At 67.9% G+C, this 20,945-nt stretch carries 19 protein-coding genes; 10 read left to right on the top strand and 9 right to left on the bottom strand.

Annotated features, from left to right (window positions below; all coding sequences use genetic code 11):
* Window positions 1-29 precede the first annotated feature (29 nt).
* Both ON27_RS22895 and ON27_RS22890 read right to left on the bottom strand, forming a co-directional pair.
* Entirely contained in the window at window positions 30-233 is a 204-nt protein-coding gene (locus tag ON27_RS22895; RefSeq protein WP_043731557.1) for a YbdD/YjiX family protein, read from the bottom strand.
* Between the two features lie 53 nt (window positions 234-286).
* Complete coding sequence (locus tag ON27_RS22890) at window positions 287-2,545, bottom strand: carbon starvation CstA family protein (RefSeq protein WP_043731541.1); 2,259 nt, start codon at window positions 2,543-2,545, stop codon at window positions 287-289.
* A 201-nt stretch (window positions 2,546-2,746) separates the two neighbouring features.
* Between ON27_RS22890 and ON27_RS22885 the strand changes: the two genes are divergently transcribed.
* From ON27_RS22885 to ON27_RS22875, 3 genes are all read left to right on the top strand, one after another.
* Window positions 2,747-4,063 carry an ABC transporter substrate-binding protein gene (locus tag ON27_RS22885; RefSeq protein ID WP_043731537.1) on the top strand — a complete coding sequence of 439 codons (1,317 nt, stop codon included), beginning with the start codon at window positions 2,747-2,749 and terminating at the stop codon, window positions 4,061-4,063.
* Window positions 4,060-4,995 carry a carbohydrate ABC transporter permease gene (locus ON27_RS22880; protein WP_051046909.1) on the top strand — a complete coding sequence of 312 codons (936 nt, stop codon included), beginning with the start codon at window positions 4,060-4,062 and terminating at the stop codon, window positions 4,993-4,995. Before ON27_RS22885 ends, ON27_RS22880 begins: the two co-directional genes overlap by 4 nt.
* An 80-nt stretch (window positions 4,996-5,075) precedes the next feature.
* Complete coding sequence (locus ON27_RS22875) at window positions 5,076-5,900, top strand: carbohydrate ABC transporter permease (protein WP_043731555.1); 825 nt, start codon at window positions 5,076-5,078, stop codon at window positions 5,898-5,900.
* A gap of 67 nt (window positions 5,901-5,967) precedes the next feature.
* Here the strand turns inward: ON27_RS22875 and ON27_RS22870 are convergent, their stop codons facing one another.
* Together ON27_RS22870 and ON27_RS22865 are read right to left on the bottom strand one after the other, a co-directional pair.
* Window positions 5,968-6,384 (bottom strand): VOC family protein, encoded by a 417-nt coding sequence (locus ON27_RS22870; protein WP_043731530.1) that lies wholly within the window; start codon window positions 6,382-6,384, stop codon window positions 5,968-5,970.
* Between the two features lie 10 nt (window positions 6,385-6,394).
* Entirely contained in the window at window positions 6,395-7,231 is an 837-nt protein-coding gene (locus ON27_RS22865; RefSeq protein ID WP_043731528.1) for an AraC family transcriptional regulator, read from the bottom strand.
* Between the two features lie 202 nt (window positions 7,232-7,433).
* Here ON27_RS22865 and ON27_RS22860 point away from each other — a divergent pair, with 202 nt between their 5' ends.
* Both ON27_RS22860 and ychF read left to right on the top strand, forming a co-directional pair.
* A complete protein-coding gene (locus ON27_RS22860) occupies window positions 7,434-8,357 on the top strand; it encodes a quinone oxidoreductase family protein (RefSeq protein ID WP_043731525.1) in 924 nt (307 codons plus the stop codon).
* Between the two features lie 184 nt (window positions 8,358-8,541).
* Window positions 8,542-9,621, top strand: a complete 1,080-nt coding sequence (gene ychF, locus ON27_RS22855; protein WP_043731523.1) for a redox-regulated ATPase YchF — start codon at window positions 8,542-8,544, stop codon at window positions 9,619-9,621.
* Between the two features lie 153 nt (window positions 9,622-9,774).
* Here the strand turns inward: ychF and ON27_RS22850 are convergent, their stop codons facing one another.
* From ON27_RS22850 to ON27_RS22825, 5 genes are all read right to left on the bottom strand, one after another.
* Complete coding sequence (locus ON27_RS22850) at window positions 9,775-10,173, bottom strand: DUF4870 domain-containing protein (RefSeq protein WP_051046908.1); 399 nt, start codon at window positions 10,171-10,173, stop codon at window positions 9,775-9,777.
* Window positions 10,174-10,247: 74 nt separating this feature from the next.
* Window positions 10,248-10,577 carry a hypothetical protein gene (locus tag ON27_RS22845; protein WP_157227286.1) on the bottom strand — a complete coding sequence of 110 codons (330 nt, stop codon included), beginning with the start codon at window positions 10,575-10,577 and terminating at the stop codon, window positions 10,248-10,250.
* A gap of 387 nt (window positions 10,578-10,964) precedes the next feature.
* On the bottom strand, window positions 10,965-12,416 hold the full coding sequence (locus ON27_RS22835; protein ID WP_043731513.1) for an amidase: 1,452 nt from the start codon (window positions 12,414-12,416) through the stop codon (window positions 10,965-10,967).
* Between the two features lie 329 nt (window positions 12,417-12,745).
* A complete protein-coding gene (locus tag ON27_RS22830) occupies window positions 12,746-13,384 on the bottom strand; it encodes a maleylpyruvate isomerase family mycothiol-dependent enzyme (protein WP_043731510.1) in 639 nt (212 codons plus the stop codon).
* Between the two features lie 265 nt (window positions 13,385-13,649).
* Window positions 13,650-14,456: an LLM class flavin-dependent oxidoreductase gene (locus tag ON27_RS22825; protein WP_043731508.1), complete on the bottom strand. Its 807-nt coding sequence runs from the start codon at window positions 14,454-14,456 to the stop codon at window positions 13,650-13,652.
* Window positions 14,457-14,822: 366 nt separating this feature from the next.
* Here ON27_RS22825 and ON27_RS22820 point away from each other — a divergent pair, with 366 nt between their 5' ends.
* The 5 genes from ON27_RS22820 to ON27_RS44140 form a co-directional block, all read left to right on the top strand.
* Window positions 14,823-16,028 (top strand): glycoside hydrolase family 76 protein, encoded by a 1,206-nt coding sequence (locus tag ON27_RS22820; protein WP_051046907.1) that lies wholly within the window; start codon window positions 14,823-14,825, stop codon window positions 16,026-16,028.
* Between the two features lie 162 nt (window positions 16,029-16,190).
* Entirely contained in the window at window positions 16,191-17,135 is a 945-nt protein-coding gene (locus ON27_RS22815) for an alpha/beta fold hydrolase (protein ID WP_051046906.1), read from the top strand.
* Window positions 17,105-17,854, top strand: coding sequence for a MerR family transcriptional regulator (locus ON27_RS22810; RefSeq protein WP_245560060.1), 750 nt, complete (start codon window positions 17,105-17,107; stop codon window positions 17,852-17,854). Before ON27_RS22815 ends, ON27_RS22810 begins: the two co-directional genes overlap by 31 nt.
* 262 nt (window positions 17,855-18,116) lie before the next feature.
* On the top strand, window positions 18,117-19,073 hold the full coding sequence (locus ON27_RS44865) for a transglycosylase SLT domain-containing protein (protein WP_245560061.1): 957 nt from the start codon (window positions 18,117-18,119) through the stop codon (window positions 19,071-19,073).
* 243 nt (window positions 19,074-19,316) lie between these two features.
* Window positions 19,317-20,945 (top strand): hypothetical protein (locus ON27_RS44140; RefSeq protein ID WP_051046904.1); only part of this gene is annotated, 1,629 nt, incomplete at its 3' end.

The following is a 20,945-nucleotide window of genomic DNA, read 5'->3' as shown; positions in this document are numbered from 1 at the left end:
GTGGCGGCGCGCGCCGAAATTCTCGCCGTTCAGCAGCAGCGGTTGGCCGGATTACGATCCGCCTCGGCATGCCGCTGCCGCCAGTACTCCCGTTCGGTCGGCACGGCGCGGTCCGGATGCCTGCGGCGCAGGTGCTCCACGTAGCGCCGGTAGTCCTGCCCGCCGAGGATCGAGTCGAACCACCAGACGCCCGCGCGAACGCCGTCGACGCAGGCGCGGGCCGCCGCGCGCAGCCGGGCGCCGACCGGTCGCACGGACCGGCCGGCGCCCTCGGCCGCGGGATCGCTCATTGCGCGTGCACGTGTGCCGCGCCCGGGGCGCGCACTTTCCCGGTCGCGATCAACTCGTCCCACTGCTTCTGGACTTCCTTCTCCGCCGCGGTGGCGACGAACCCGCTGGGGGCGAAGATCTTCGACGCCTGCTCGGGCGTCTCGGTGGTCGTCGTCTCCCCGGAGCGCCAGGCGCGGTAGGCCACCACCGCGCCGACGACCGCCACGATCAGCACCAGCACCGCGAACACGATCGACAGCGTGCCCTGGATGAAGGTGTTGCGCACGATCGCGTCCATGTCGTCCTGGTTCTTCGCCGTCAGGCACAGCTTCCCGGCGTCCTGCGCGGTCCGGCAGATGCTGTGCTGCTTCCAGTAACCGAGCTTCGGGTCGTCGGAGAAGATCTTCTGCCACGACGCCGTCATGGTCACCACGAGGTCCCAGGCCAGCGGAATGCCGGGAATCCAGGCCCATTTCGCGAGGCCCTTCTTCACCACGATCACCAGCACAACGGTCAGCGCCATGGCCGCGAGCAACTGGTTGGCGATGCCGAACAGTGGGAAGAGCGTGTTGATGCCGCCGAGCGGGTCGGTGACGCCCATCAGCAGGATCGAGCCCCATGCCGCGACCACGATGGCGGAGCACAGCCACGCGCCCACACGCCAGGACGGGTCGCGGAACTTCCTGGCGGGCCCGCCGAAGTTGCCCAGCGCGTCCGAGAGCATGAACCGCGCCACGCGGGTGCCCGCGTCGATCGTGGTGAGGATGAACAGCGCCTCGAACATGATCGCGAAGTGGTACCAGAACGACTTCATGCTCGCGCCGCCGAGGAACTGGTGGAACACCTCGGAGATGCCGACCGCCAGCGTCGGCGCGCCGCCCGTGCGGGAGATGATCGTCGACTCGCCGACGTCGGTCGCGGCCTGGCTCAGCTCGGCGGGCGTCACCGCGGGTCCGCTGAGACCGAGGCTGTTGGTGTAGGCGGCGGCCTTCTCCGCGGTGCCGCCGGTGAGCCCGACCGGCGCGTTCATCGCGAAGTACAGATGCTGGTCGATGATCGAGGCGGTGATGATGGCCATGACCGCGACGAACGACTCCATCAGCATGCCGCCGTAGCCGATCATCCTGGCGTGCGATTCCTTCTCCAGCAGTTTCGGCGTGGTGCCGGAGGAGACCAGCGCGTGGAAACCGCTCAGCGCGCCGCAGGCGATGGTGATGAACAGGAACGGGAACAGCGAGCCCGCGAAGGCCGGTCCGGTGCCGGTGGACGCGAACGACGAGACCGCGGGCGCTTGCAGCACCGGCAGCGTGATCAGGATGCCGACTGCGAGCAGCGCGATGGTGCCGACCTTCATGAAGGTCGACAGGTAGTCGCGCGGCGCGAGCAGCAGCCACACCGGAAGCACCGAGGCGAAGAAGCCGTAGGCGATCAGCAGCCAGGAGATGGTCACCGGCGAGAGGGTGAACCAGTCCGCGCCCCAGTCGGTTTCCGACACCCAGCCGCCGCTCACGATGGCCAGCAGCAACAGGCCGAAGCCGATGGCGGAGACCTCGCCGACCTTGCCCGGGCGCAGGAACCGCAGGTACACACCCATGAACAGGGCGATCGGAATGGTCATGCCGATCGAGAAGACGCCCCACGGGCTGTGCGCGAGCGCGTTGACCACCACCAGCGCGAGCACCGCCAGCAGGATCATCATGATCACGAGGACGCCGACGATGGCCGACCAGCCGCCGATCACGCCCAGCTCGTCGCGGGCCATCTGGCCGAGGCTGCGACCGCGCCGCTTCATCGAGACCCACAGCACCAGGTAGTCCTGCACGGCACCGGCCAGGACCACGCCGACCACGATCCAGATCGTCCCCGGCAGGTAGCCCATCTGCGCGGCCAGCACCGGCCCGACCAGCGGACCCGCGCCCGCGATGGCGGCGAAATGGTGCCCGTAGAGCACCCGCCGGTCCATCGGCATGTAGTCCTTGCCGTTCTCCAGGATCTCGGCGGGTGTGGCCAGGTCGTCGCGCGGTTTGACGAGCTTGCGTTCGATGAACCTGGCGTAGAACCGATACGCGATGATGTAGGTGCACACCGCCGCGATCACGATCCACACCGCGTTCACCGATTCGCCCCGCGAGATGGCGAGCACCGCCCAAGCTATGGCGCCGAGCGCGGCGATCCCGGCGAAGATCAATTTCTTGGCCGGTGTGATCGGGGACTTGTCGACCACGCCGACGGGCGGCAGATCGGGATCGGTCCGCAGATATTCGATTGTCGCCATCTGCCTACTCTCCTGTGAAACGCGCAGGATCTTGCTGAAACACGTGACAACGTATCCGATCGGAGATCGCCGTCGTGCCGATTCCGGCCGCCGGGCGGGCACCGTGAAATATTGTTCATGTGTCGGCCGTCACCGTGTGATTGCCGAACGTATGCTGCCATGCGGTTCGATCAGCTCCACATCCGCCCTGGGAGGAGGGCTGTGCTGCGTGCGAATCCCGTCGCCCGGGTCCGTCGCCGGACGCTGCTCGGGTCGGCGCTGGCCGCCCCGCTGCTGGCCGGTGGCGGCTGCGGTTCCGATGACGACGCGTTGACCTTCTTCTTCCAGGCCAGACCGGAGGAAGCGCGAGTCCGGCTGAAGATCATCGACGAGTTCCGGAAATTGCATCCGGACATCAGGATCCGCACGATCATGTCCGGGCCGGACCCGCTGCAGCAGATGCTCACCTACTGCGCGGGCGGCAAGTGCCCGGACGTGCTGATGGCCTGGGAGCTGCTGTACTCCGGATTGGCCGAGCGCGGCGTGCTGCTGGATCTGAACACGCTGCTGGATCGCGATCCGCGGTATGCCGCCGAGCTGCGCGCCGACAGCTACCCGGCGCTGTACGACACCTTCGGCTACGCGGGCGGGCAGTACGCGTTGCCCGAACAGTGGTCCGGGGTGTTCCTGTACTACAACCGCGGGCTGTTCGAGGAGGCCGGGATCACCCCGCCCGCGCGCTGGCGCGATGCCTGGTCGTTCGACGAATTCTTGGCCGCCGCCATCGCGTTGACCGGGCACGACTCCTCCGGACGGACCCGGTGGGGCTTCGCCGACGCCTGGGTGCCGTACTTCTCGGCGGCCTGCTTCGGCATGAACAACGGCGCCGAGTGGTTCTCGCCTCCGGTGAATCCGACCAGGACCAACCTCGGCGATCCGCGGTTCGCCGAAGGATTCCAGTTCTACGCCGACCTCGCCGTTCGTCATCGCGTGGCGCCGAAAGCCGCCGACACGCTCTCGGTTTCGGCGCCCGACCTGTTCCGGCGCGGCAGGGCGGCGATGGCGTTGGGCGGGCACTGGCTGTACTCCGAATTCGCCGGACACGGCGACCTCGCCATCGACGTCACGGTGCTGCCGGTCGGCCCGCGCGGCGGACTCGGCGCGATCACCGACGTCGGCAGCACCGGGCTGGCCATCGCCGCCGACAGCCCACGCGTCGAGCAGGCGTGGGAGTTCGTGAAGTTCGCGACCGGGCCGGTGGGGCAGGCGATCATCGCCGCGTCCGGGCTGTTCGTTCCGGTGCTGAAATCGGCGATGGGTTCACCGGGTTTCGCCGCGGCGCACCGCGAGATCCGCAATCTCGAAGTGTTCACCGACGGCCCGGCCAGTTCCCGGCCCCTGCCGGTGACTCCCGCCTGGGGCAAAGTGTCGGCCTTGCTCGAGCGCGGCTCCAACCGAGTGCTGCGCGGCGCCGCCACCGCCGCGTCCCTGGACGGTCGTTTCGCCGCCGACGTCGACGCGCTGCTGGACATGCCATGATCCGGGCACGGTGGTCGCAAACCTCGAGCAAAGGCCTCGGCGGCGTTTCGACTCGTCTTGCCCGCCGTCGGGAGCGGGCCGGATGGACATTCGTCGCCCCGAACGTGGCCGCCGTCGCGATTTTCTTGTTGTTTCCGTTGGGGTTTTCGCTCTATTTGAGTTTCCATTCGTGGGACTTGTTCAGCCCCATGCGTTTTGTCGGTGTGGACAACTATCGGCGGTTGTTCACCTCCGATCCGTTGTTCATGATCGCCTTGCGCAATACGGCCGTTTTCACGGTGCTCACCTTGGCTCCCACTGTGACGATCGGACTCGCCGTGGCCGCCGCGCTGAATCGAAAGCTCGCCGGTATCGGGATCTTTCGGACGATCGCGTTCCTGCCGCTGGTCGCGTCGGCGGTCGCCATGGCGGTGGTGTGGCGGTTCCTGTTCACCGACGACGGCTTGCTGAACGTCGCGCTCGGCTGGATCGGCGTCGACGCGGTGCCCTGGCTGACCGATCCGGATTGGGCGCTGATCTCGCTCAGCATCGTCACCGTGTGGAAGAGCGTGCCCTTCGCGACGGTGATCCTGCTCGCCGCCATGCAAGGGGTGCCGCAGACGCTCTACGAGGCCGCGAAGATCGACGGGGCCGGGGCGCTGCGGCGGTTCTTCGCGATCACCGTGCCGTTGATCCGAGGGCCGCTGTCGTTCGTCTTCATCATCACGATCATCGACTCGGTGCAGGCATTCGACCAGGCGTACGCGCTGACCGGCGGCAACGGCGGGCCGGAGACGGGAACCTATCTGCTGGGGATCATGCTGTTCCAGAACGCTTTCGGCTTCTACGAAGTCGGTTACGCCTCCGCGCTGGCCTGGGTGATCTTCGCTCTGCTGTTCGCGCTGACGCTGGTGCAGCTGCGGATGGCCCGGCGGTCGGAGGTGGACCAGTGAACACCTACCAGGTGGTGCGACGCGCGCTGCCGGTCCGGCGCGATCGCGCGGCTGTCGCGTCCAGCCGGGTCGACCGTGCGATCGCGCGGCGGGTGACGCGCGGGACGGCGGCGTACGCCGTGCTGGTCGGCATCGCGTGGTGTGCGCTCCTGCCCATCCTGTGGGCGGTGTCCGGCTCGCTGAAGCGGGACGGTGAGATCGCCGACGCCGCGTTGCTTCCCCAGCGGCCGCAGTGGTCGAATTACGCGAAGGTCTTCGATCTGCTGCCCATGGGGCGGATGCTGCTCAACACCACGATCTACGCCTTGTGCGTCACGGCGGGGCAGGTCTTCTTCTGCTCGCTGGCCGGTTACGCGTTCGCGCGCTTGCGCTTTCGTGGGCGCGACATGCTGTTCCTCGCCTATCTGGCGACGCTGATGGTGCCGCTCACGGTGACGGTGATCCCGCAGTTCCTGCTGATGCGGGCGTTCGGCTGGGTGGACACCCCGTGGGCGATGATCGTGCCCGGCCTGTTCGGCAGTGCGTTCGGCACGTACCTGATGCGGCAGTTCTTCCGGACGCTGCCCGAGGAACTGGAGGAGGCCGCCATCCTCGACGGCTGTTCCACCTGGCAGGTCTACTGGCGCGTTCTGCTGCCGCACACCCGTCCCGCTCTGATGGTGCTGGCCGTGCTCACCTGGATCACCGTGTGGAACGACTTCCTCTGGCCGCTGGTCATGATCCAGCGCGAGGACGTCGCCACCGCGACACTGGGCCTGGTCCGGCTGCAGGGCCAGTACCACACCCAGTGGCCGATCCTCATGGCCGCCGCGGTGGTCATCCTGCTTCCGCTGCTGGTGATCTACGCGATCGCCCAGCGCGCGTTCATCCGCGGCATCGCGATGTCCGGACTCGGCGGGCGGTGACGGGGTGCCGCGGGGCGCGGACCGTGCCCCGCGGCAGGTAGCGGACGGGCGTCGGCGGCCGCGCCGGTCAGGCGCCCCAATAGGTGCCGAAGCTCCACAGGTTGCCCTCCGGGTCGCGGACCGTGAAGCCGCGCGAGCCGTAGTCCTCGTCGCGCAGGCCACGGACCACCTCGGCGCCCGCGGCGGTGGCCCGGGCGAACAGGGCGTCCGGTTCCTCGCAGACCAGGTAGACCGAGTCGGTGCCGGTCGGGCGGCTGCCGAACGGTCCTTCATCCTTGCCCGCCGAGCCGAACATGATGCCGCCGCCCAGCGGCCAGCGCAGTTCCGCGTGCTCCACGATCGACGGATCGTCCTCGCGGGTGTAGAGCGCGGCTTCCCGGAAGCCGAACGCCTCGACGAGGAACGTGGTCATGGCGCGGGCGTCACGGAAGGTCAGGGTGGGCCAGACGGCGGTGCGGGTGCTGGTTTCTGTCGGATTCGTCATGCCCACATCGTCATCCGGCGAACTCGTCGGCGGCTTGGACGGATGGAACCTCCTCGGCCAGCCAGAGGCTGGGGCTCGCCCCGGCGAGGTCGGCGAAGTCACGATCCAGATGGGCCTGGTCGTAGTACCCGCACGCGGCGGCCACCTGGGCGATCGTGATGTAGGAGGGCGTGTGCGCGAGCATCCGGCGCGCCCGCTCGAAACGGGTGATCCGCGCGGCGAGCTTCGGGCTCAGACCGAACTCGCGATTGAACCGGCGCGTCAGATGCTGCCTGCTCCAGCCGATTTCCTCGGCCAGCGGGCCGATCGCGAGGCCGCCGCCCGAATCGACCACACTGCGCCACGCCCAGGTGAGTTCGGGACCGACCGATCGATCCGGGTCGGCCAGCGCCGTAAGTACCAGATCGCAGGCGGCGAAACGGTCCGGCCAGCTCGGCGCGTATTGCAGTCGCTCCCACAACTGACGGCCCACGGGGCCGACGACATCGGAGAATTCGACCGACGTGTCCCACAGCGCCGCCGCGGGTATGCCGAACAGGGTGCGGCAACCGAGCGGAGTCAGCGCCACGGCCACACCCTCTTGGCGCCCGTCGTGCGCGATGAGCGCCGAACTCGCCTGTAAGCCGCTCAACACGCACCGGTAGTTCTGCGGCGACTGGCGCGGATCGGTCTGCTCGACGACATCGATCGTGGGGCCGATCGCGACGATGAACGTCATGTGCCGCGAAGGCAGCCCGCGATGAAGTCCCGCCGCGAAACCGGACATGCGATACCCGACGTAGCGGTCGATGAACGCCGCGAGCGCGGGTGCCGGACGCGCCGTCACCACCTCCGTGGTCGGCTCCATAGGACTCACGCTACGCCGGGCGGCCGACATGATCAGTTCACCACGTCGACGTGCTCGCGGATCGCCGGCCGAGTGCTTCGAACTCCGAACTCTCCGCAGGCGCCGGGTGACGGTGAGATGTACCACTACAGCGTGTAGTGGACTGGGGTTGCCCGCCGTGATCCGGTTACCGTTGCGCCTCCTAACGATTTCTGGAGGTGCGATGCGGCGGGTGCAGTACGAGCGCAGCGGTGGTCCCGAGGTGCTCGAGCTCGTCTCGGTCGAGGTCCCGACGCCGGGGCCGGGTGAACTCCTGGTCCGGGTCGAGGCGGTCGGGGTGACCCTGCCGGTGGTGCGGAAGGTGCGTGAGCAGCGCGAACCGATCGCCTTGGGCGGCGAGGTCGCCGGCGAGGTGGTCGCGGTGGGCGAGGGCGTCGACCGGTATGCGCCCGGCTACCGCGTCACCGGCCTGGTGTTCGGTCACGGCTACGCCGAGTACGCCCTGCTCTCGGCGGCCATGGCCTCGCCGATCCCCGACGGGGCATCGGCGGTCGACGCCGTCGCGCTGGTCCGCGGCGGCCTGGTCGCGCTCGGTGCGCTCGACGCCGCGTCGCCGCGGGAAGGCGAGTCCGCCCTGGTCACCGCCGCCGCGAGCGGCGTGGGCCACCTCGCGGTCCAGTTGGCGCGGGTGCGCGGCGCGGCGCGGGTGGTCGGCGCGGTGTCCGACCTCGCCAAGGCGGAGTTCGTACAGAAACTCGGCGCCGACGACGTGGTCGCATACGGCCAGGAGTCCTGGGGCGCTCCCGCCGACTACGTGCTCGACGCGGTGGGCGGCGACCTGCTTTCCCCCGCGCTCGCGGCGCTCGGGCCCGGCGGCCGGTTGGTCGCCTACAGCTCCGGCGGCGGCGCAATCCAGGCATACGACCTGCTCGTCGGTGCGAAATCGGTGATCGGCTTCCAGCTGGCACGCATCGCGCGAGAACAGCCCGACCGCTACGAGCACTGGCGCCAAGAGCTGTGGCAGTACTTCGCGTCCGGCCGGCTCCATCCCGTCGTGCACGCCGAATTCCCGCTCGAAGAGGCGGCCGCCGCCCACACCGCCATCGAGACCCGCGCCAACCTCGGCAAGGTGGTCCTCGTTCCCTGACAGACGCCGCGAATGGCGCATCCCGGAAGCCCGCCGCACCCATGTGGAAGGTCCAGGGAGTGACAGCGCTGGCACGGTTGGGGCGACGAAGGCGTGGCCGGGTTGCCGGGGGAGACGTCTGCGCTGGTGTGGACGGGCGGGCGCGGGAGAGGCGAGCAGGCGCGCCGCGTAGACTCTGTTCCTCGTGAGTCTCACCCTCGGAATCGTCGGCCTGCCGAACGTCGGAAAGTCGACGCTGTTCAACGCGTTGACCAAGAACGACGTGCTCGCCGCGAACTATCCGTTCGCGACCATCGAGCCCAACGTCGGCGTGGTGCCGCTGCCCGATCCGCGCCTGAACAAGCTGGCCGAGATCTTCTCCTCCGAGCGGATCGTGCCCGCCACCGTGTCGTTCGTCGACATCGCGGGCATCGTGAAGGGCGCTTCCGAGGGCGCGGGCCTGGGCAACAAGTTCCTCGCCAACATCCGCGAGGCCGACGCCATCTGCCAGGTGGTGCGGGTGTTCGCCGACGACGACGTGGTGCACGTCGACGGTCGCGTCGACCCCAGCGCCGACATCGAGGTGATCGAGACCGAGCTCATCCTCGCCGACCTGCAGACCCTGGAGAAGGCGGTCGTGCGGTTGGAGAAGGAAGCCAAGGTCAAGAAGGATCGCAAGCCGGTCGCCGACGCCGCCAATGCCGCGCAGGAGATCCTCAACGGCGGCACCACCCTGTTCGCCGCGGCCGACAAGGTGGACACCGAGCTGTTGAAAGAACTCTCGCTGCTCACCACCAAGCCCTTCCTCTACGTCTTCAACGCCGACGAGTCGGTGCTCACCGACGAAGCGAAGGTCGCCGAACTGAAGGCTTCCGTCGCCCCGGCCGACTCGGTCTTCCTCGACGCCAAGGTGGAAGCCGAACTCCTCGAACTCGACGAGGAATCCGCCGTCGAACTCCTCGAATCCATCGGCCAAACCGAACCCGGCCTGCACGCCCTGGCCCGCGCCGGCTTCCACACCCTGGGCCTGCAGACCTACCTCACCGCAGGCCCCAAAGAGGCCCGCGCCTGGACCATCCACCAAGGCGACACCGCCCCCAAGGCCGCGGGCGTCATCCACACCGATTTCGAACGCGGCTTCATCAAGGCCGAAGTCGTCGCCTACAACGACTTGGTCGAAGCAGGGTCCATGGCCGCCGCCAAAGCCGCAGGCAAGGTACGCATGGAGGGCAAGGACTATGTCATGGCGGACGGCGACGTGGTCGAGTTCAGGTTCAACGTATAAGCGTCTGCGACGAAGTGTCGGACGTTCCGCGCCGACGCCAACGGCCCGAGAGAGTCTCGGGCCGTTGATCTTCGGACTATCGCATCCGGCCGTCGGCAGGGTGCCGACAGCATCCTTGATTGCGGAATTCAGCGGGGGGTTTCGGATATGCCGCTACTTGACCGAATCGGCCAACTGATCGGCATATGGGGCAGTGAATTTTCCGACAAGAGGAAGCTCTGCGCGGACACCGCCGGTGTTGTTCGCCTGGACCATGGCCATGATCCAGACGACGACTGCGAAGACAGCGACTGCGAGTCCAGCGAGGCTGAAGATGATCCCCAGGCCTCCGAGGAGCGAGCCGACGATGCTCAGAGCGATGTTGACGACCGAGACCGCTCCGAAGAAGACGATCGATTGCGCGGCATGGAATTTCACATCGGGATCGTTCTTTCCGACAAAGAGGAAGATGATCCCGGTGAGCCACCCCAGTGCGTAAGACAGGATCGCGCTGGTCTTCTTGTCCAGGCCGGCGGACTGCGGTTGGTTCATTGGAGGTTGAGAAGATGTCATGGGGTAAGTAGAAACCGCGCGCATCACCTACCGATCCCAGGTTTCAGCAAGAACCCACCGCGAGGTACGCGCCACTACAGGTTGTTCGGGGCCCCGGGGGCTCGCGGTCGGTCATCGGATGGTGTGGTTTCCGCGTCGGGCCGAATATGTTTGCTGGGCGGGTAGATCGGATACGGGTGGCGTCCGAACAAGTAGTCGCGGAAGGCTCGCAGATATTCGTCCTGCTGCTGTTGATCGAGGAACGTGGTCGTGTTCGGGTCGAACCAACCGCTGGGCGTCGGGCGTCGCGCGATCACGTAGTCGATGGCTTCGCGCAGTTCGGCTGCGTACCGCCACATTTGCCGCGGGGCCGCCACATCGGCCCGGTCCAGAGGTTGCTGGGCGGATACCAGACGCCTCGCCACAAGGGACTCCGAGAGTAGGGGGGTTCAGCGGAAGTTTCTCGGCGAGCGAGGTGTCGACCGTGATGCCGCGCACGGGGGTAGGTCCCTGTCGTCGGGAAGCAGATCCGCCACCATCGACAGACAATCCCGCTCGTCGAATCCGGTCACACCTACGCCCTGGCGCAGCTGCGGCCAGGAAAATGGTTCGTTTTCCAGATCGAATTCGATCCAGAACCGCCGTACCGTGGTCATCCGCGATTCCTCTCACCGGCACCGATATCGAACGCTGACCCCGAGGATCCCAGAGCTGATCAACGCCTACCACTAGATAATCGGCGGTGAGCGCGCACTCCAGTTCGCAGGAGCCAGCTTGGTGATGTGGCCGGGAGAGGGGTTCCGTGGTGCGGGTTACTTCGGTGTCCGGAAGCCGCCGATCTTCGGCTCGAGTAGTTCGGCCAGCCGTAATGGGGTGCGGTCCTCGAACATCGGACCGATCAGCTGCACTCCCACCGGCAGCCCTTCGGGGGACCGGCCCGCAGGGATGGCGGTGGCCGGCAGGCCGGGCATGGTCGCCAGACCGGCCCAGACGAGCTGATCGAAGTACGGGTACGCGACGCCGTCGATGTCGATCCGGCGTTCCAACGGATCGGGGGTGTGGTCGTGCGGAAACGCGGGAGTGGGCGTGATCGGGCACACCACGGCGTCGAACTCGGCGAAGAACTGCCGCCAGCCGTGGCGGTGGAGCTCGCGACGGTTGTTCGCCTCCATCCAGTCGCGGTGGCTGAACACCATGGCGCGCAGTCGTGCCGCGTCGAGACCCTGGTCGTTCGGGTTCAGTGCGGCGGCGCGGGTCTGCAGCTGCTCGTAGGCTTCGACGGGAAAGCGTGCAACAGAGCCAGAGACCAGCAACCGCATGTAAAGCCGTGCGGCTTCGGTCAGATCGGGCAACAGCGGACTGTGCCGTTCGACGCGGGCGCCGGCGTCGGCGAGCGCGTCGGCCACACGGTTCACGCCCGCTCGCACGGCGGACCCGGTAGGGATGAGCGGATGCTCGTCGAGGACCAAGACTCGGAAGTCGGCGAGCCGCTGGTGGCGCGCGGGCGGCAACGTCAACCGGTATGCCACACCGCGCGTCAGTGGGTCCGGACCGGCCATCACGTTCAGCAGCAGTGTGAGGTCGCGGGCGGTGCGCGCCATCGGACCGACGACGGCGAGGTCGAGGTCGTCCGGCAATGCCGGTCCGGGCGGCGCGACCATGCCGCGGGTCGCCGCCAGCCCGAGTGTCGGCTTGTGGGCGTGGATGCCGCAGAAATGCGCGGGGGTGCGCAGCGAACCGGCGAGGTCGGAGCCGATGGACAGCGCACCGAATCCGCACGCCAGCGCCGCCGCCGATCCGCCGGAGGATCCACCGGACGTGCGATCGTGATCCCACGGGTTGTTGGTGGTGCCGTAGATCTCGTTGAAACTCTGTATATCTTGCAGCCCCAACGGCACATTGGTCTTACCGAGCACCACCGCGCCGGCCACCTTCAGCCGCGACACCTGCACCGCGTCCTCGGTTGGCACATAGTCCCGGTGCATCGGCATGCCCCAGGTCGTGGGCAGCCCGGCGATGTTGTAGGACTCCTTGACCGTCACCGGGATACCGAGCAGCGGCCGGTCCTCTCCGCGGGCGCGCGCCTGGTCGGCACGATGTGCGGCGGCCCGCGCGCGGTCGAAGTCCGGCACACAGATCGCGTTGATCACCTTGTCGTCCCGCTCGATGCGGGCGATCGCCTCGTCGGCGAGTTCCACCGAGGTCACCTCACCGGCACGCAAGGCAGCTGAAAGCTTTTCGGCCGACAGAAAATTCCACTCCATGAATTCGACGTTATCGGCATGCCGTAGAGGACATAAAATGCCGCTTCGCGCAACAGAAAGGTACCTTCACCGGCAATGTGGCGAACTCGATCCGCCATCACAGATAGCCCACCCCAGATCATGGTCTAGGCAGCGGCTGACGCCATTGGTGCAAGCCATAGAATATCGTCTCGCACAATGGGATACATATCTCAGTGCTTGTCGTATTCCTCTCGGACTGGAAGTTGTTCACCAGGCCGGATTCGGAACTCGAGTCGCACGCCGAAGAGGGAATCAGCAGCGATTCGACATCGACCGGAGCGAGCAGGTTCGAAATAAGCAGATGTCGTCTATAAACGACTGCGCAGGATGGGCAAGCCGGGGCCGGTGAGTTCGTCACAATAGGTGGCTCTACCGGCCATCACCATGGTCAAGGCGAGGGTCGTTCCACTGACAAGGGAGCCGGTTCCGGCCGCAAAGGGTCCGTCGGTCGCTTGCAGGCGCAGATCTTTTATCGAGCTGTGGCTGGAAACAGTGAAGTCCCGGCTCGCGAAGAACCGGGCGACCTCGGTGACGGCCTCGATCGAGGGCTCGCGCTGTAGGCCCAGCGGACGTCGGATGTCTTGGGCGTGGACGACCACCTCACCGAGCCAGGCTGCCGTGTGGCCGGACGGCGCGGTGGTGCTGGTGATGATCGCCCGGTATCGGTCCAAGGTTTCCGCAGGAGTTGCGCCTCGGTGTTCGGCCAGTCGCCGAGCATTGTGTTCGTCGAAGTCGAAGCGGGCACCGACGACGCTGATCAGCCAGCGGAACCGGCCGGTACTCGCCGCCGCGGTGAGGTGGGCGACGACCTCTTCCACCGTCCAACGTCCGCACAGCGACTGCTGGGCCCACTGTCTGTCGTTCAGATCGGCTAGATCGTCCGCCAACGACGCGCGCTCGGCGTGAGCCATCGCCCACAGCGCGTCGCGAGAAATAACGTTCGACACTCGAGGAAACCTCCCAGTTCAGCGTTGCCTGCCGGTCCGAGCGCGGTGATCCCCCGCCATCGATCCGTCACATCGCAGCGGCCGGCCGCAGTTCGTTGTTCTCGTCTACTGACGACAGCGCTCGCCCGAACTGATCGGTACGCGGTCGGCATCCGCACATCGAGCGCACGCGAGTAGCGTTCCTGGCGGCAGGCCCTTCGGCGAGAGGCAGACGACTCTGGCGGCGGCTCGCGGCACCGGATGGCATCGTCCCTCGCCACCCGAACTAACGTCCGGCCAGCTCGGCGACGACCGGAGCGAACCTCTCGGCGAAGTCGGCGCCGAAGACGAAATAGGAGAAGCCGATCTCCTCGCGTCGCCGCTGGATTTCCTCGGCGGCGGCCGCCGGGTCATCCGGAAGTACGGTCATCGCGTCCGCCTCGCGCAGCGCGGCAGTGTCGGTGTCGGGGGGCGCCATGTGCGGCGCGACAGTGTCACCGATAACCGGCACCGCGAGCGAGAGCTCGACATCCCCAAGGGCGCGGAAGTCGCGTACCAGTCGCGCGACTTCGCTCCGGGGCCGATCTCCCAGCGGGAAGGTGACCGTGTCCGCGACCTCGGCCGCCAACGCCTGGGCCTTCGGACCGATCACGGCCATCGCCACGGGCGTGTGACGGTCGGGGCCGTCGAGGTCTCGCAGCCTCTCGACGGTCTCACGTATCTGTGCCAGTCGCTCGTTCGGCGGCGGTACGACGGGCATTCCCTTGTCGCGCAGCTCGTCCTCGATTCCCGGTCTTCCGGTGCCGATGCCCATCTCGAAGCGGCCGTCGGTCAGCAGCGACAGCGAGTGCGCTTCCCACGCCGTCAGCCAGGCCGGGCGGAACGGGGAGGCGTACACCCACGTGCCCACGCGCAGGTCGGTCATGGCCGCGACGGTGGCCAGCATGGGGCCGGGCGCCGGTTGCATCTGCGGGAAGTCGGGCACCAGCAGCGTCGAGTAACCGCTGTCGGCGATGCGGCGTACGCGGTCCCGCCATGTCGGCACGTCGGTTCTGAGCGGGGCGACCACCCCGAATCGGAACGGTCTCGTCATGTCCGGACTCCTGTTCACTCGGTCTATCCAGAGGAACCGACGACGGATCCATCCGAAACTCATCGGTTGTCCGGATGCTTCTTCGACTGCACCACCGATGACCCCTCGCACTGCGACATCTGCACTCGCGTCGCGACCGTGGATACACGCAATGCAAGTCCCTGCGAAATCGGTTCGGAACCTGGCATCCCGCATCACCGACGCCCTCGTCGAAACGCGACGGCCGATCACCCGAGCAGGAAGGCCACACGCTCGCCGGTTCACGCCCGGTGCGGCCGCTCTGCGCCGCGCCGCGGTGGTCGTTGCCGGATAGAATGTAGCTGCAAGACTTCCGGTCATCGTTGTTGGTAAAGGGAGTCCGAGCGGATGGATCGCCGGAACAAGGGGATCAGCCGGCGCAGTGTGCTGTTGGCGGCCGGTGCGTCGATCGCTCTCACCGCAACGGCGCAGCCGACGCAGGCCGTGACGATCACACGGCAAGCATCCGCCGGCCCCGAGGAGCCGGGGAAGCGGGCGGACCTGGCGGAACGGGCGATCGTGCAGCGGCACGTGCGCACGCTGTGGGATCAGCCGAACACCCGGCTGGGCACGCTCATCTGGCCTGCGTCCCTGTTGGACCAGTCGTTCGTGTGGTGGTGTTATTGGTGGCAAGCCCACCTCCTCGACTGTGCGGTGGACGCCGCGCACCGCGCCCGCACCCCCGAACGCGTTGATCGGGTCGCCGCCCTCGCACGCGGTATCCGGACCCGCAACCTCACCGGCTGGACGAACCGGTACTACGACGATATGGCCTGGTTGGCGCTGGCGCTCGAACGCGCCGACCGGCTACTCGGTGTCCGGTTCGGTGACGCTGCCGGCGAGTTGCTGGCCGCCTTGACCGACGGCTGGAACCCGGTTGTCGGTGCGGTGCCCTGGCGGTCCGGAGACGAGTACTACAACACCCCCGCGATCGGTCCGACCGGTATCGCTATGGCGCGTTCGGGTGAGTTGTCTCGCGCCGGAGAACTCGCTGATTTCCTGTACACCCGATTGCGCGACACCGACAGCGGCCTGATTCTCGACGGTGTCCACGAACCCGGCGGACGAGTGGAACGGACCATCCACACCTACTGTCAGGGGGTCGCCATCGGGCTGGAGACCGAGCTGGCAGTGCGCACAGGTGATTCGGACCGGCACAGGCGCGTGGCAGCCCTCGTGGCCGCGGCGGCGGACGGGCTCACGGACGCGGGGGTGATCGTCGCGGCCTCCGGGGACGACTCCGGCCTGTTCATGGGTATTCTCGCCAGATACCTCGCGGAAGCCGCACTGCTTCTGGGCGACACCACCGCCGCGCGAATCGTGCACGCTTCCGCGCAGGCCGCCTGGAAACACCGCGCCGAGGTGGACGGGCTTCCGCTGTTCGGTGTGGACTGGACTCGCCCGGTCACCGTGCCGGAACATCCGGGCACCTTCCCCCAGCTCATGCACTCGTCCGCCGCTTCGTCGGCGAACCTGAGCCGCGACCTCTCGGTGCAGCTGAGCGGGTGGATGCTGCTCGAAGCGGATTATCAGCTCACCGCCGCGGGACGCTGAGCGCACGGCGGGCCGGGAGTGCGCTGTGCCCGCCCATCGGTTCGGGCGTCGATCGCGGAAGATCTCTATCAGCCCCGCGGGCAGCGCCTTGACCAGCACTTTTCGGATACCGTGGCGGAAGGGATTGACCCTGACGCTACGTCAGGGTTGCAGTCTTGTCGTATGACGAACGACATCACTTCCTCGGCTCGGCACACTCCGCCGGTCGGAGGGTTCCAGGAGATCGAGGACCGCAGGCTTTTCGTGCACCGGTCGGGCAGCGGCGGGCCGGCCGTCGTGTTCCTGCCGGGCGCGAGCGCGGTCGGCCTCGACTACTACGGTGTGCAGCAACAGGTTTCGCAGTTCACCACCGCGGTGGTCTACGACCGCGGTGGCACGGGCTACAGCGATCCTCTCGCGTTGCCGCGCACCGCCGCCGACGTCGCCACGGAACTGCGTGAGCTGCTGCGCGCCCAGAACATCACCGCTCCCTACGTTCTCGCGGCGCACTCCCTCGGCGGTTTCTACGCGCATCGGTTCGCGCAGTTGTACCCAGAGGACGTGGCGGGACTGGTCTGGTTGGACGCCCTGCACCGCGAGTGGGACGACTTCATGCCGCCCGCAGCCCGGCTGGCCGCGGCCCAACAGGTGGCATCCGATCCGGACCAGCTCCGGCGGATGCGCCCGGCCTTGCGCGAGATGCGCGCCGAGTTGCTCGCGGAATACCCGGAGCACATCCGGCAACCACTGATCGATGCGAAGGCGAGCGACGAATGGATGCGGGTCGGCATCGCCGAGCGTGCCGCCTTGACCGATCTCGCCACCGAACTGCGAGCCGGTCCCGGCATCCCGGACGTCCCGGTGGTCGCGCTCACCGTGGTGGGCGACGACCCCGCCCAGCAGGCGCTGCCTTCACAGGAGATGAAGGACGCCAAGACGAGAATGGACGCGGCCCTGGTACGCGGGGTCTCGCGAGGGGAGCAACGCATCCTCTCCGACACTCTCCACCACCGGCTCTGCTTCGACCGCCCCGATGCCGTGGTGGCGGCGATCCGCGACGTCGTGGACCGGTCGGCGCCCCTGGACTCGGCACGACCATGCCCGACGACGACAGGGGAACGGTGCTGACCATCGGCCGGCTCGCCGCGACCGCGGGCGTGACCGTGCGCACTGTTCGCCACTACCACCACGTGGGCCTGCTGCCCGAGCCCGAGCGCGATGCGTCCGGCTACCGCCGCTACAGCGCGCAAGCCGCGGTGGACCTCATCCGGATCAGGACTCTCGCCGACGCCGGTGTCCCGCTGGCCCGTATCGACGCGCTGCTGCGCGCCCAGCCGACCGAATTCGCCGCGGCCATCACCGACATCGACGCCGAATTGCAGCGCAGAATCGACCAGCTCACCGAATTCCGCAGCCGCATCGCCGACTTGGCGAGCGGTGAAAGCCTTGTCCTGCCGCCCGAGGTGGTCGCCATTCTGAACCGGATGCGCGATCTCGGCGTCAGTGAACAGCGGGTACGACTCGAGCGCGACTCGTGGATCCTGCTGCAGGCTCTGGACCCGCGCTCCATGCCGCAGCGGATCAACGACAAGACCGCGGGCCTCGACGACCCGGAGACCGTGCGCCTTTACCTCGCCTGCGATCAGGCGGTCGACTGGGATCCCGACGATCCACGTCTGGACCGGCTCATCGAAGACCTGGACGCATGGGAGATCGCACACGAACGGGACAGCGGTCGACCGGAGAGCCTGCGGCTGATCTCCTCCCGGATCGCCGAGGCGTCACCGGCATGGCAACGCATCATCGATGCGCTCGCCCACCGCGCCGAGCGCCGCCGCCGAGGGTGACGCGAGTAGCCGAAGTTCCGCTGGCCGCTGCCGGTTGCTCCCAGGACCGGGAATGGGCGGTTCTCTCCTGCGATACTCGGGAGCGTCGAAGTGGCAGGCCGCGTGGCCTGATGAGGGTTGTCAGGCGTGAGGTGATGATGGCGGTGTTCGCAGATCGGCGGCCGGTTCGGGGTCGGGTGCCGCGATGAGCCCGGAACCCTGGGTGGTGAAGCTCGAGCCACCCGTCGGCGTGCGCCCGGGGTTCGTCGACTTCCTCGCGTTGGTGCGCGAGGCGATTCAGACCTCCGCGAATCTGCTGGCCACGGGTTCGCCCTCGCAGGCGCCGGACCTGCTGAAGCTGCTGCGCGACGAGAAGCTCATCACCGGGGAGGAGGACAAGTCCGTCATGGCGAAGGGCTACTCCGACCGCGCGCAGGAATTTCGCAACCTCAAAGACGAAATCGGCAAGCAGGACGACAGTGTCGACCTGTCCGCCTCCGGCGCCTATGACACTTCGAGCGGCGCGTTCACGGCGATCCAGCAACACGTGACAGCTTTGCAGGATGTGCTGAGCAAGACCCCGAAGCCGAGCCCCGGCAAGGAATTCATCGACCCCGACCTCGAAATGAGGCTGGGCAACACTGTGCTCGAGACGCTCGACGACGTGAACGACGAGATCGACAAGGCCAACGACCGGGTCCAGACGCACGCGACGAACATCGATGGCAACGCGCCCACATACACCGTCACCCCGGCGTCCGCGCCCAGCAACTACGTGCCGAGCAACTACATGCAGCGCAGCTATTCACCCGGCCCGGGCTTCGTGCCCGCCGCGACGACCGCCGACTACGCCCGCTATCAGGGCAGCGTCTCGGTGGACGCGGCGATCGAGGGTGCGCTCGACGCGCTCGGCATCACCGATCCCGCGGCCCGCGAGTATTGGAAGCGCGGCTACCGGGTGCTGATCGAGCGGGAATCCGGCGGCGACCCCAACGCGGTCAACAACTGGGACAGCAACGCCGCCGCGGGGAGGGCATCCAGGGGGCTTACCCAGACCATCCCGGGCACCTTCTCGGCCTATCACGTGGCCGGAACCTCCAGCAACATCCACGATCCGGTGGCCAATGTCGCCGCCAGCATGAACTATGTCATGGAACGCTATGACGTATCCCGAGACGGCCACGACCTGCAAGCGAAAGTCCAGCAAGCGGATCCGAACCGTTCGCCGAAAGGGTACTGAGCGGCGAGTGCGAGGGCCGATCCGCGTTGTGACCCGAACTCTGTCCTGGGTGGTTCTTCCCGCTGTCCGGCGGTGGACACCGCTCGGTCCCGTTTGCTCGTCGGGTCGAACGGATTTCGATGACGGGTTATCTTTTCGGTCTGGGCCGGGTCGGTCGTCCGGTTCGGCGGAAGTGGTCGACGGCCGAGGCGGCTCCGGCGCGCTGCGTCTGGAACACTCGATCGTCGGAAAGGTTCTTTGCTGATGTTCCGTCGTTTCACGACCAACGCGCCCGCTGGGGCGCCGCCGGTGGATGATCTGGTGGCCGGCGCACTGCCGGATCGGGTGCAGATCGCGCATGAGCGGTTGGCCCACCAGGACGATCCGGCCCTGCTGGAAGCATTGTCGGAGCGTGAGCTCGCCGCCTCCCGCGAGTTGGCCGAGCTGGTGCGCGACTACGAGCGCCACGAGAAACGGGCGCGTATCCAGGCGGCCGCCGACGCCGCGGAGCGGGTGCGGCGCACGGCCGCCGAGTTGGCCGAACGCGAGGCCGCCGACCTGCTCCGGGCCGCGCAGGCGATCGGTGAGCAGCGCCACAGCAGCAGCCCGCACGCGAAAGTCGCGCGCCTGCATCAGCGCAAGCCGCGGGTGCTGGGACTGCTCGCCGGTGTGGTCGCGTTCTCGATGCTGTTCTCCGCGGTGACGGTGCAGCAGAACATCGCGCCGACCGGCGGCGCGACGAACCCGATGTTCTGGCTGTCCTACGGCCTGGAGGCCCTGATCAGCGCGGTGCTCGTGGCGCTGATGCTGTCCACCGGGGACACCGCCGAGTGGGGTGTGATCGATCGGCTGTGGCAGGTCTACACCGTCGAGGGCGTCTTGCTGACGGCGAGCATCGCGCTGAACACGTTCCCGTACTTTCGGACCGGCGACCTGGCCGGGATCGGTATCCACGCGATCGCACCGATCATGATCGGCGTCGCGCTCGTCACCCACCGGCTCGTCGCCGAGCGATACGGGCGCGCGATCGAGCAAGCGACCGCCGCCGTGCCCGACCACGAGGATCTTCAGGAACGACTGGCGGCGCTCACCCAGGTCGGCGGAGCAGGCAACCAGATCCTGCCGAACATCCTCATGGAGCCGGCGGCGCCCGCTCGCCCCGCCGGGGAAACCGCCGCCACGGAGCAGCCCGCCCCCGATCCGGAAGGGGTGGCCGTCCCGGAGCCAGAACAGAACGGCGCGGCTCGCGCGCCGCAGCCCGGCGTCACAGCCGAAACGAGCGCGCCCCCTACCCCTCCCGCGCCGGAACTCACGGAGCTGTGGCTGGCCACCACACCGTTCCCCGCGGTCGTGCAGACCCCTGCGAACGGCCCCAACGGTTCGCAGGAGCCTGCCGAGGCCGGTCCGGACGAGGCGGTGCTCGACGCACGGTTGGCGGCGGCGGTGCGCCAGACGCTGGACCGGATCCGGTTCAGCAGGCAAGCGGATCCCGCCGTGCCGCCGGTGGAGCCCACCGCCGCCGCGCCCGAGTCGAGCGCTGCTGGGATCGCGGAGACGGCCGACGAGCGCGGGCAGACTGCCGAAACGCACCTGCTCGGTGCTGCGCCGGACGCGGTGGGCGTGCGCGGGGCCGGTGGAGAGCCGGTCGCGCGCCCGGAGACCGCCGAGCCGAACTCCGAGTCCATCGGTGGCGCGCAGGCGGTGGCCGTGCGCGGCGCCGCGGGGGAGCACGTCGCGCCCACGGCGGCTGACGAGCCGGAAACCCTTGCGCTGGAATCGATCAGCGCGAGCGTGGCCCAGCACTACGTACCGAGCGCGAACGGCAACGAGCGCCCGGCGCGGATGGAGCAGGTCACACCGGTCGCGGCCGCGGATCCGGCGCCGAACGCGCAC

Source organism: Nocardia asiatica NBRC 100129, assembly GCF_000308415.1.
In the GTDB taxonomy this organism is placed as follows: domain Bacteria; phylum Actinomycetota; class Actinomycetes; order Mycobacteriales; family Mycobacteriaceae; genus Nocardia; species Nocardia asiatica.
This window is presented reverse-complemented; position numbering and strand designations above follow the sequence as displayed.